Origin of the sequence: Pseudomonas sp. URMO17WK12:I9 (genome assembly GCF_900230165.1) — a bacterium.
GTDB lineage: Bacteria > Pseudomonadota > Gammaproteobacteria > Pseudomonadales > Pseudomonadaceae > Aquipseudomonas > Aquipseudomonas fulva.
Genome location: NZ_OCMQ01000009.1, coordinates 104,298 through 116,468 on the forward strand (window position 1 = coordinate 104,298; position 12,171 = coordinate 116,468).

Here is a 12,171-nt window from a genome sequence, read left to right on the forward strand (position 1 = left end):
CTTGGTCAAACCGCCAGGCCAATGGCCGGTTGTACCTGGGAAGCCCGGTAGGCTGGGTAGAGGGTAGCCAGGAAGCTCATCACCAGCCCTGCCGCGCAGATCATCACCACATCTCCGCTTTGCAGCTCCGAGGGCAGGCTGCTGATGAAGTACACGTCGGAGGTGAAGATATGCTGACCGCTGATGCGCTCCAGCCAGCCCACGATCTGGCTCACGTTGAGCGCGGCGATGACCCCGAGCACCCCACCGATCAGCGTGCCGACGACGCCGATCAAGCTGCCCTGGACCATGAATGTCCCCATGATCTGCGCAGGCGTTGCCCCCAGGGTGCGCAGGATGGCGATATCCGGCCCTTTGTCGTTCACCACCATGACCAAGGTGGCGATGATGCTGAACGCGGCCACGGCGATGATCATCAGCAACAACAGGCCGATCATGGTCTTTTCCATCTTCATGGCGCTGAACAGGCTGCCTTGGGTGTGGGACCAGTCATCTGCCCGGTAGCCCTCGCCAAGCTGCGCTGCGATGGCCTCGGAGACTTGCGGGGCGGCATACAGGTCATGCAGCTTCAGCCGCACACCTTGAACCTGGCCGGGTGCCCAACGCTGCATGGTCGCGGCATCGGCCATGTGAATGTAGGCCTGGGAGCCATCGAGCTCGGCGCCCACCTTGAAAATGCCCACCACGGTCAAGCGCTGCATGCGTGGGGTGATCCCGCCAGGCTCGCTGCTGATCTCTGGCACGATCAAGGTCAGTTTGTCCCCGGTATTCAGGCGAAAACGGCGGGCCGTCAGCTCGCCAATCACCACGCCGAACTCGCCAGGCTGCAAGTCCTGCAAGCGGCCTTGAACGATGTGCCGCCCTACGATCGAAACCTTGTTTTCCTCGGCCGGATCGATACCGCCCACCTGAATGGGTTGCATGGCGCCCTTGTAGGACAACATGCCTTCCATCTCGGTGATCGGGGCCGCGGCAACCACGGCAGGGTTTTTCATGGCCGCATCGGCCACCTGCTGCCAGTTGTCCAGCGGCTGCTGGCCCAGAATGGCCGCGTGGGGGACCAAGCCCAGGATGCGCGAGCTCATTTCGCGCTGGAAGCCGTTCATCACCGACAGCACCACGATCATGGCCAGCACGCCCAGGGACAGGCCGATCATCGAGGTCATGGAGATGAACGAGATGAAATGGTTGCGACGCTTGGCCCGGGTATAGCGCGCGCCGATGAAGATGGGCAGGGGTCTGAACATGTGCGAATACACCCAATCAAAACAGGTCGCGGGATGAAAGGGTCATCCCGCTCGGTCGGTCAGATCGCCACCAGGTGGCCATTGTCGAGTTTCAGTACACGGTCCATCTGACGCGCAAGGCTCAGGTCGTGGGTCACCACCAGGAACGCCGTGCGCGAAGCACTGGACAGTTCCTGCATCAATTCCTGGATGCCTTGGGCAGTGTGGTGATCGAGGTTCCCGGTGGGTTCGTCCAGCATCACAAGGCCCGGGCGGTTGACCAGCGCACGCGCAATGGCCACCCGCTGACGCTCACCGCCAGACAGCTCGGCCGGCTTGTGATTGAGGCGATGCCCCAGCCCAACGCGTTTGAGCAGCGCCTCGGCACGTTCACGCGCCTCTGGGATAGCGGTACGGCCGATGAGCAGCGGCATGCACACGTTCTCCAGGGCCGTGAATTCGGGCAGCAGGTGATGAAACTGGTACACGAAGCCCAACTCGCGGTTGCGCAGCAGGCCACGGGCGCGCTCGCCCAACGCCGACAGCTCCTCGCCGGCCAACCACACGCTGCCCTGTGTGGGGCGATCCAGGCCGCCCAGCAGGTTGAGCAAGGTGCTCTTGCCCGACCCCGAACTGCCGACGATGGCGATGCGCTCGCCGGCGTGCAGTTCCAGGTTCAGGCCAGACAACACCTGCACCGACTCGGGGCCCTCGTCGTAGGACTTGCCCAGGTTGCGGCAACTCAGAACGGCTTTATCACTCATGCGCGACTCACTCATAACGTAACGCCTCTGCCGGCTGGGTGCGTGCCGCACGCCAGGCAGGGTACAGGGTGGCGAAGAAACTCAGGACCAATGCCGCACCACAGACCATGTACACGTCCTGGGCCTGGATCTGCGAGGGCAGGTAATCGATGAAATACACGTCGGCGTTGAGGAATTTGTGGCCGATCAAATGCTCGATCCCGGCGATGGCCGTACTGACGTTGAGCGCGGCGATGATGCCCACCACGGCGCCGATCAACGTGCCCACGACACCGATCACGGTGCCCTGCACCATGAAGATGAGCATGATCTGCCCGGGGGTGGCACCCAACGTGCGCAGAATGGCGATGTCCCCTCGCTTGTCGTTGACCACCATCACCAGCGTGGAAATGATGTTGAACGCGGCAACAGCGACGATCAGCAGCAACAGCAGGCCGATCATGGCTTTTTCCATGCGAATGGCCTGGTAGAGGTTGCCATGGGTACGGGTCCAGTCGCGGCTGTAGAAGTCCTGGTCGCCCAGCTGTTGGGCTATGTCGTAAGCCACCCGCGGGGCCTGGAACAGGTCATCGAACTTCAAGCGCAGGCCCTGCACCTGGTCGGGCTTCCAGCGGTGCAGGCGCGACAGGTCGGCGATGTTGGTCAGCCCCAGGTAACCGTCGATTTCGCCGGCTCCCACATGGAAGGTGCCGACCACGGTGAAGCGCTTCATGCGCGGGAACATGCCGGCCGGTGTAACGCTGACCTCCGGGGCCACGAAGGTGAGTTTGTCACCGACGGCCACGCCCAGCTTGGCTGCCGCCTTGTCGCCGATCATGATGCCCCACTCACCGGGCGCCAACTGGTCCAGCCGGCCCTGCTGGACGAAGTTATCGATGATCGATACCTCCCGTTCCCGGGCCGGATCGATGCCGTTGAGCAACACCTTCTGCACCTTGCCGTCATGGGTAAGCAAACCCTGCATCTGGGTGAAGGGCGCGACCGCCACCACCTGCGGATTCTGCTTTACTTGTTCGGCAAGGGCAGGCCAGTCGGCGATGGGCTGGCCGCTCTCGAGCGTGGCGTGAGGGATCATGCCCAACACGCGGGTGCGCATCTCGTGGTCGAACCCGTTCATCACCGACAGCACCACGATCATGACTACCACGCCCAGGGCGAGGCCGATCATCGAGGTCAGGGAAATGAACGAGACGAAGTGATTGCGACGTTTGGCACGGGTATAACGCGTGCCGATGAATGCGAAAAGAGGTCTGAACATGTCGGGGCTTGTTCGGATGGAAGGGAACGTCCTTGTGGCGAGGCGCCTACGGCGGCTTTACACTCGGACCACCGCCGCTACCATGGGTTCGCCATGACGACATTAGACGAAGAAGATCGCCGCGAATACTACCGCATTGCTGATCGGATCGCACTTCAAATCAGCCCATTGAGAGCGGCCCAAGCCCTTGATCCAGATGTGTTGCAGGATGATTACCCACTGTTCAATCTGCTCAGCGAGCTGCACCTGTCCGACTTCGAGGCCCAGCACCTGCTGCGCCAGCTCAGCGACAAGGACCGCACCCTCGCAGCGTTTCTGCGGGTACAGAACAAGCGCCTGGACGTGCTCAGCGCCGTGGTCGCCCATACCCTGCTGGGCGAGGTAGGCCAACCGCAGGCAGTGGTGATGTCCGAAGGCGGTCTGGAGTGCGTCCAGCCAGGGCCTTTTGCACCGGGTACCCAAGTGAAGGTACAAATGGTGCTGATGCCACGCGCCCATGGCCTGCTGTTGCGTGGCAAGATCACCCATTGCGAGGCCAGGCCCGAGGAGGGCTTCGAGGTCGGCATCGAGTTCATCGACATGGTCGATGCCCAGCGCCAGCTGCTTGCCCGCTACATCCTGCAGCGCCAGCAGCAGCAAAGACGCCAGCAACTGGAACAGAACGCCCCATCACCCTGACTCCATTTTTCTCACTGAAGGAACGAACGTGACCCTGATCTATGGCCATCGCGGCGCCAAGGGCGAAGCGCCCGAGAACACCCTGAACAGCTTCCGCCAGTGCCTGTCCCACGGCATCATGCGCTGCGAGCTGGATCTGCACCTGTCGGCCGACAACCAGCTGATGGTGATCCATGACCCTACCCTCAAGCGCACCACCGGCAAGCGCGGCAAGGTGGTCGAGCACCCGGCCGAAGACCTGGTCAAGCTCGACGCACGTCAGGGTGGCCCGGGCTGGGTCCAGCCCTGCCCCATCCCACGCCTGGAAGAGTTGTTCGAGAAATGCCCGTTCGAGCACTGGCAGCTGGAGGTCAAGAGCGCCTCGCGCACCCGCGCAGCCAGCACGGTGCTGGCCATTCGCGAACTGGCCCAGCAGTTTGGCTTGCTGGACAAGGTAACGATCACCTCCAGTTCACGCGAAGTGCTGGGCGCCGCTCAAGAACTGGTGCCGGATGTGCAACGCGGCCTGGTGGCCGAGTACGCCTGGCTCGACCCGCTGAAAGTTGCACAGAACTATGGTTGCCAGATGCTGGCCTTGAACTGGACGCTGTGCACCCCGGAACGCCTGCAAAAAGCGCAAAAGCAGGGCTTGCACGTGTCGGTATGGACGGTCAACGAGCCGGCACTGATGCGCCGGCTCGCTGATTTTGGCGTGGACAGCCTGATTACAGACTTTCCCGGTTTGGCCAGGACCACCCTCGGGCAGGGTTGAATTCGGTCTCTCCGACCGGCTCAGGCCACCGGTCGGAGCCGCTCAAAAAAGCCGGTTCAGACCGTCATAGGCCGCTACCCGATAGGCTTCGGCCATGGTCGGGTAGTTGAAGGTGGTGTTCACGAAGTACTTGAGGTTGTTCAGCTCGCCCGGCTGGTTCATCACCGCCTGGCCGATATGCACGATTTCCGACGCCTGATAGCCGAAGCAGTGCACACCCAGCACCTGCAGCGTCTCGCGGTGGAACAGGATTTTCAGCATGCCCTGGGGCTCACCGGCAATCTGCGCCCGGGCCATGCTCTTGAAGAAGGCCTTGCCCACTTCATAGGGCACCTTGGCCTGGGTCAGTTCCTGCTCGTTCTTGCCGATCGAGCTGATCTCCGGAATGGTGTAGATACCCGTCGGTACATCGTTGACGAAACGCCAGCTGCCGTTGTCGACGATGCTCCCTGCGGCCGAGCGGCCCTGGTCGTGCGCGGCACTGGCCAGGCTTGGCCAGCCAATCACGTCGCCGGCGCCGTAGATGTTCGGCACGCTGGTGCGGTAGGCCTCGTCCACTTCGATCTGGCCGCGGCTGTTGACCTTGATGCCGATGTTCTCAAGCCCCAGCTTGTCGGTGTTGCCGGTACGCCCGTTGCACCAGAGCAAAGCATCGGCCTTGATCTTCTTGCCCGACTTCAGGTGCAGGATGACACCGTTGTCCAGCCCCTCGACCCGCTCATAATCTTCGTTGTGGCGCACGGTGATGTTGTTGTTGCTGAAGTGGTAGCTCAGGGCCTGGGAGATTTCCGAATCCAGGAAGCTGAGCAATTGCCCACGGTTGTCCACCAGTTCGACCAGCACACCCAGGCCGCTGAAGATCGAGGCGTATTCGCACCCGATCACCCCGGCGCCATAGACGATCAGCTTGCGCGGGGTATGGCTCAAGCTGAGGATGGTGTCGCTGTCGTACACACGCGGGTGGTTGAAGTCGATGTCTGCTGGCCGATAGGGGCGCGAACCGGTGGCAATGATGATGTGCTTGGCGTTGAGTTTTTCCACCACACCATTGGGGCAGACCACTTCGACGGTCTGCTCGTCGGCGAAGCTGCCGGTGCCGAAGAACAGATCGACGCGGTTGCGGGCATAGTAGCCCGTACGCGAGGCCACCTGTTTGGCGATGACCTTCTCGGCGCTCTTAAGCACGTCCGGGAAGGAGAACCAACGCGGCTCGCCGATGGCGCGGAACATGGTGTTGGTGTTGAACTGCATGATCTGCCGCACCGAGTGACGCAGTGCCTTGGAGGGGATGGTGCCCAAGTGGGTGCAGTTACCCCCGACTTGGCGGCGGGTGTCGACCATCGCCACCTTGCGCCCTGCTTTGGCGGCGTTCATTGCCGCACCTTCCCCGGCTGGGCCGGAACCCAGCACCACTACGTCGTAGTTGTAGACAGCCATGCGTACTCCTTCAGAACTGGCCCGCAAGCCACGGTCGCTTGCGGCGCACGATCATGCCGCCTGGGCGCCATGAGAAAAAATCGGGTGCAGTCTAATCAAGCGTGAACGGCGCGCACATTAACCCTTGGTCGCGTCGTAGGCCAATTTCGCCCGCACTACATAAACCACCTTCTCCTTGGCGGCAATCATCCTCGTCCCCGCTTTCGATCACCTTTCACTACCTGCTCAGGCGAAAAAACCGCTCAGGCACCTGCCAAACGGCGGTCATTGTCCCTGAAATGTCGCGTTGAGTCACTCGGTGCCCCCTGCGCTCTGCGAGTACAAGCACCCGTGCCCGGCCGCCCAAACGAAAACGGGAACCCGAAGGTTCCCGTGTGTTCAGCGTCTGAACGGCCGATCAGCGTGGAAAGGCAGGTGGGTTGACCCCGGCCATGTCTTCCATCACGCGCACGACCTGGCAGCTGTAGCCGAATTCGTTGTCATACCACACGTACAGCACGACGCGGTTGTCGTTGCAGATGGTGGCTTCGGCGTCTACCACACCGGCGTGGCGCGAGCCCACGAAGTCGGTGGAGACCACTTCCTGGGAGCTGACGTAGTCGATCTGCTTGTGCAGGTCCGAGTGCATGGCCGTCTGGCGCAGGTACTCGTTGATTTCCTCGCGGCTGGTGGCCTTTTCCAGGTTCAGGTTGAGGATGGCCATCGACACGTTCGGCGTCGGCACGCGAATGGCGTTGCCGGTCAACTTGCCCTTGAGCACTGGCAGGGCCTTGGCGGCGGCGGTGGCAGCACCGGTTTCGGTGATGACCATGTTCAGCGGCGCGGCGCGGCCACGGCGGCTGCCCTTGTGGAAGTTGTCGATCAGGTTCTGGTCGTTGGTGAACGAGTGAACGGTTTCGACGTGGCCGTTGACGATGCCGTACTGGTCGTTGACGGCCTTGAGCACCGGCACGATGGCGTTGGTGGTGCAGGAGGCGGCGGAGATGATCTTGTCATCGGCCGTGATCTCGCCATGGTTGATGCCGTGCACGATGTTCTTCAGGGCACCCTTGCCAGGTGCGGTGAGGATCACGCGGCTGGCACCCGGGCACGCCAGGTGCTGGCCCAGGCCGTCGGCATCACGCCATACGCCGGTGTTGTCCACGATCAGCGCGTTGTCGATACCGTACTGGGTGTAGTCGACTTCGCTCGGGTTCTTGGCATAGATGATCTGGATCAGGTTGCCGTTGGCCGTCAGGGTGTTGTTGGCTTCGTCGATGGTGATGGTGCCATCGAACGGCCCGTGCACCGAGTCACGACGCAGCAGGCTGGCACGCTTGACCAGATCGTTCTCGGCGCCTTTGCGCACGACGATGGCACGCAGGCGCAGGCCGTCGCCGCCACCGGTCTTCTCGATCAGGATACGCGCCAGCAGGCGACCGATACGGCCGAAACCATACAGCACGACGTCGGTGCCCTTGCGCGCAGCGGCGTTCTGCTGGCCCACCACGTCGGCCAGCTCTTCACGCACGAACTGCTCGGCGCTGCGGCCGTTGCCTTCGAGCTTGAACTTGTTGGCCAGCTTGCCCAGGTCGACCGAGGCGGCGCCCAGCTTCAGCTCGCTCATGGCCTTGAGCAGGGGGAATGTCTCGTGAACGGACAGTTCGGTTTCGTCGGTCTGGCGATGACGCGCAAAGCGGTGTGCCTTGAGGATCGAGATAACCGAACGGTTGATCAGGCTGCGGCCATAGATCGAGCTCACCACATTGTTGTTGCGGTAGAGCTGACCGATAAGCGGGATCATCGCTTCAGCCAGGGCTTCACGATCGATCCACTCACCAAGACACTGGTCGGGCTTCTGAGTCACGGGAACCTTCCACATGTAGGGACAGAAAAAAGGGGCTACATTATGACGCCCCGATGCGTAACCGGCAATGAGCGCCTGTCGAGGTCACGCACATCGATCATCCTGCCCCATTGGAGCCTGACAGCCGCCAGCGTCACCGGTACAATCGGTCTCTTTGCCGAAACGCTTGGAGTGCAATCTCCCGTGTCAGTTCTGCGCCTACCGCAACTGTCGGCTACCGCCGGCAAACAAACCTGGGGCAACCTGCCCGGTGCCGCCCTCAGCCTTGCCATCGCCGAGGCCGCCAGCAGCGCTGGCCGCTTTACCCTGCTACTGACGGCAGACAGCCAGGCCGCCGACCGCCTGGAGCAGGAACTGAAGTTCTTCGCGCCCGAGTTGCCAGTGCTGCCGTTTCCCGACTGGGAGACCCTTCCCTACGACCTGTTCTCGCCCCACCAGGACATCATCTCCCAGCGCATCGCTAGCCTGTACCGGTTGCCCGAGCTGAGCCACGGCATCCTGGTGGTGCCCATTACCACGGCCTTGCATCGCCTGGCCCCTACCCGCTTCCTGCTAGGCAGCAGCCTGGTGCTGGACGTGGGCCAGACCATCGATGTGGAGCAGATGCGCAGCCGCCTCGAAGCCAGTGGCTACCGCTGCGTCGACACCGTCTATGAGCATGGCGAGTTCGCCGTGCGTGGGGCCTTGATCGACCTGTTCCCGATGGGCAGCAAGCTGCCCTACCGCATCGACCTGTTCGACGACGAAATCGAGACGCTGCGCACGTTCGACCCCGAGACCCAGCGCTCGATCGACAAGGTCGACTCCATTCGCCTGCTGCCGGCTCGCGAATTTCCGATGCAAAAAGAGGAAGTCACTCGGTTCAAGGCACGCTTTCGCGAGCGTTTCGATGTGGATTTTCGCCGCAGCGCGATCTTCCAGGACCTGGCCAGCGGCATCATCCCGTCAGGCATCGAGTACTACCTGCCGCTGTTCTTCGAAGAAACCTCGACCCTGTTCGACTACTTGCCAGCCGATACCCAGGTGTTTTCGCTGCCGGGCGTCGAGCAGGCGGCCGAGCATTTCTGGAACGACGTGCGTGGGCGCTATGAGGACCGCCGGGGCGACCTGAGCCGGCCCTTGCTGCCGCCGGCCGAGCTGTTCATGCCAGTGGAAGACTGTTTCGCACGCCTCAAGCAGTGGCCAAGGGTGGTGGTCAGCCGCGATGACCTGGACCCCGGCGCCGGGCGCCAGCGCTTCGCCGCCCGCGCCCTGCCCGACCTTGCCATCGAAGCCAAGGCCAACCAGCCGCTGGCGGCATTGGCAGGGTTTCTCGACCAGTTCGATGGCCGCGTCTTGTTCACCGCAGAATCGGCCGGGCGCCGCGAAGTGCTGCTCGAGCTGCTCGAACGGCTCAAGCTGCGCCCGAACACGGTCGAAGGCTGGACCGACTTCGTCACCGGCAGCGAACGCCTGAACATCACCATCGCACCGCTCGACGAAGGCCTGCTGCTCGACGACCCGGCCATGGCCCTGATCGCCGAAAGCCCGCTGTTCGGTCAGCGGGTGATGCAGCGCCGCCGCCGCGACAAGCGCGGCGAAACCGCCAACGACGCCGTCATCAAGAACCTGACCGAGCTGCGCGAAGGCGCACCGGTGGTGCACATCGACCATGGCGTAGGCCGCTACCTAGGCCTGGCCACGCTGGAAATCGACGGCCAGGCCGCCGAGTTCCTTACCCTTGAATACGCCGAGGGCGCCAAGCTCTACGTACCGGTTGCCAACCTGCACCTGATCGCCCGCTACACCGGCAGCGATGACGCGCTGGCGCCCCTGCACCGCCTGGGCTCGGAAACCTGGCAGAAAGCCAAGCGCAAGGCTGCCGAACAGGTACGCGATGTCGCCGCCGAGCTGCTCGACATCTATGCCCGCCGAGCAGCGCGCAAGGGTTATGCGTTCGCCGACCCCGCCGCCGACTACGCCACGTTCAGCGCAGGCTTCCCGTTCGAGGAAACCCCCGACCAGCAAGCGGCCATCGAAGCGGTACGCGCCGACATGCTGGCGCCCAAGCCCATGGACCGCCTGGTGTGCGGCGACGTGGGCTTCGGCAAGACCGAGGTGGCCATGCGTGCAGCGTTCATCGCCGTGCACAGCGGTCGCCAGGTGGCTGTGTTGGTGCCCACTACCCTGCTGGCCCAGCAGCATTACAACAGTTTCCGCGACCGATTCGCGGACTGGCCGGTCACCGTCGAGGTGATGAGCCGCTTCAAATCGGCCAAGGAAGTGGCCACCGCCGCGGCCGAGCTGGCCGAGGGCAAGATCGACATCCTGATCGGCACCCACAAGCTGCTCCAGGACGATGTGCGCTTCAAGGACCTGGGCCTGGCCATCATCGACGAAGAGCATCGTTTCGGTGTGCGTCAGAAAGAGCAGCTCAAGGCGCTGCGCAGCGAAGTGGACATCCTCACCCTGACCGCCACGCCCATCCCGCGCACCTTGAACATGGCTGTGGCGGGTATGCGCGATCTGTCGATCATCGCCACGCCACCGGCGCGGCGCCTGTCGGTGCGCACCTTCGTCATGGAACAGAACAACAGCACCGTCAAGGAAGCACTGCTGCGCGAACTGCTGCGCGGCGGCCAGGTGTACTACCTGCACAACGATGTGAAAACCATCGAGAAATGCGCCGCCGACCTGGCCGAGCTGGTCCCCGAGGCGCGCATCGGCATCGGCCACGGCCAGATGCGCGAGCGCGAGCTGGAACAGGTGATGAGCGACTTCTACCACAAGCGCTTCAACGTGCTGGTGGCCTCGACCATCATCGAAACCGGCATCGACGTGCCCAGCGCCAACACCATCGTCATCGAGCGTGCCGACAAGTTCGGCCTGGCCCAGCTGCATCAACTGCGTGGCCGAGTCGGTCGCAGCCACCACCAGGCCTATGCCTACCTGCTGACGCCAACGCGCCAGAAGGTCAGCGGCGACGCCGAAAAACGCCTCGAAGCCATCGCCAACACTCAAGACCTGGGCGCCGGGTTCGTGCTCGCGACCAACGACCTGGAAATCCGCGGGGCTGGCGAATTGCTCGGGGATGGCCAGAGCGGCCAGATTCAGGCGGTGGGCTTTACCCTGTACATGGAAATGCTCGAGCGCGCCGTCAAGGCGATCCGCAAGGGCACCCAGCCCAACCTGGAGCAACCACTGGGCGGCGGCCCGGAAATCAACCTGCGCCTGCCGGCCCTGATCCCCGAGGACTACCTGCCGGACGTGCATGCGCGGCTGATCCTGTACAAGCGCATCGCCTCGGCAGCCGATGAGGAAGGGCTCAAGGACCTGCAGGTCGAAATGATCGACCGCTTCGGCCTTCTGCCAGAGCCCACCAAGAACCTCATGCGCCTGACGCTGCTCAAGTTGCAGGCGGAGAAACTTGGCATCAAGAAAGTCGACGCCGGCCCCAACGGCGGCAAGCTGGAGTTCGAGGCCGAAACGCCGGTCGATCCTCTGACCCTGATCAAGCTGATCCAGAGCCAGCCCAAGCGCTACAAGTTCGAGGGCGCCACTCAGTTCCGCTTCCTGGTTCCAATGGAACGGCCTGATGAGCGCTTCAACACCCTTGAGGCGCTGTTCGAGCGCCTGACACCAAAGCCTGCCTAAGGAAGATCCATGCGCGCCATTCGCTGTCTGACCCTGCTGCTGGTGGCGTTTGCCCCAGCGGCATTCGCCCAGGGCCCGTACCAGGTCGAAATGATCCTGGTACGGCAGAACAACGTACCCGCGTTCACCAGCCCCTTCGCTCCCGAAGACTGGAGCGCTGGGGCGCCACGGCTGGACAAGAGCGCAGAGCAGCGCCCAGCCCTGGAAGACGAGGCCACGCGCCTGGGCGCCACGGCCGACTACACGGTGCTCATGCATCGGGCCTGGCAACAGCAGGTAGGCGATGGGCCCAGTCGCATCGCATTGGGTGAGGGTGCCGAGCAGTTCGGCCATTTCCCGATCGAGGGCAACCTGAGCATCACCCAGGGCCGCTTCATCCAGGTTGAAGCCAACCTCTGGGTCAACCAGCTCGACAGCAACGGCAGCGTGCTGCAGAGCGAGCAGTTTCGCCAGGCCAACAGCAATGTGAAAGGCGGACAACTGACCTACCTGGACGGCGGCCATCTGGCCATGCTCCTGAAGATCACCCCACCCGGCACACCCAAGATGCCATCGCTGGACATGCTGGAGCAGTAGCC

The 12,171-nt window shown here is 63.0% G+C and carries 9 protein-coding genes; 4 read left to right on the plus strand and 5 right to left on the minus strand.

The window, feature by feature from the left end:
* Nucleotides 1-5: 5 nt before the first annotated feature.
* The 3 genes from CRP40_RS17490 to CRP40_RS17500 are packed head-to-tail and all read right to left on the minus strand — an operon-like array spanning nt 6 to nt 3,248.
* Nucleotides 6-1,247 (minus strand): lipoprotein-releasing ABC transporter permease subunit, encoded by a 1,242-nt coding sequence (locus CRP40_RS17490; protein ID WP_027915078.1) that lies wholly within the window; start codon nt 1,245-1,247, stop codon nt 6-8.
* A gap of 59 nt (nt 1,248-1,306) precedes the next feature.
* Nucleotides 1,307-1,990: a lipoprotein-releasing ABC transporter ATP-binding protein LolD gene (gene lolD / locus CRP40_RS17495; RefSeq protein ID WP_174435400.1), complete on the minus strand. Its 684-nt coding sequence runs from the start codon at nt 1,988-1,990 to the stop codon at nt 1,307-1,309.
* A gap of 7 nt (nt 1,991-1,997) precedes the next feature.
* Nucleotides 1,998-3,248, minus strand: a complete 1,251-nt coding sequence (locus tag CRP40_RS17500; protein WP_027915079.1) for a lipoprotein-releasing ABC transporter permease subunit — start codon at nt 3,246-3,248, stop codon at nt 1,998-2,000.
* 93 nt (nt 3,249-3,341) lie between these two features.
* On the opposite strand from CRP40_RS17500, the gene CRP40_RS17505 reads away from it, so the two are divergent.
* Nucleotides 3,342-3,926, plus strand: coding sequence for a PilZ domain-containing protein (locus CRP40_RS17505; protein WP_027915080.1), 585 nt, complete (start codon nt 3,342-3,344; stop codon nt 3,924-3,926).
* 28 nt (nt 3,927-3,954) lie between these two features.
* Nucleotides 3,955-4,677, plus strand: coding sequence for a glycerophosphodiester phosphodiesterase (locus CRP40_RS17510; RefSeq protein ID WP_027915081.1), 723 nt, complete (start codon nt 3,955-3,957; stop codon nt 4,675-4,677).
* A gap of 42 nt (nt 4,678-4,719) precedes the next feature.
* On the opposite strand, the gene sthA is transcribed toward CRP40_RS17510, so the two are convergent.
* Nucleotides 4,720-6,114, minus strand: a complete 1,395-nt coding sequence (gene sthA, locus CRP40_RS17515; RefSeq protein ID WP_023534167.1) for a Si-specific NAD(P)(+) transhydrogenase — start codon at nt 6,112-6,114, stop codon at nt 4,720-4,722.
* Between the two features lie 397 nt (nt 6,115-6,511).
* Nucleotides 6,512-7,975: a glyceraldehyde-3-phosphate dehydrogenase gene (locus CRP40_RS17520; protein WP_027915082.1), complete on the minus strand. Its 1,464-nt coding sequence runs from the start codon at nt 7,973-7,975 to the stop codon at nt 6,512-6,514.
* A 168-nt stretch (nt 7,976-8,143) separates the two neighbouring features.
* Here CRP40_RS17520 and mfd point away from each other — a divergent pair, with 168 nt between their 5' ends.
* Both mfd and CRP40_RS17530 read left to right on the plus strand, forming a co-directional pair.
* Nucleotides 8,144-11,593: a transcription-repair coupling factor gene (mfd, locus tag CRP40_RS17525; protein WP_027915083.1), complete on the plus strand. Its 3,450-nt coding sequence runs from the start codon at nt 8,144-8,146 to the stop codon at nt 11,591-11,593.
* A 9-nt stretch (nt 11,594-11,602) separates the two neighbouring features.
* Nucleotides 11,603-12,169, plus strand: coding sequence for a peptidoglycan binding protein CsiV (locus CRP40_RS17530; RefSeq protein WP_027915084.1), 567 nt, complete (start codon nt 11,603-11,605; stop codon nt 12,167-12,169).
* The last annotated feature ends 2 nt before the right edge of the window (nt 12,170-12,171 follow it).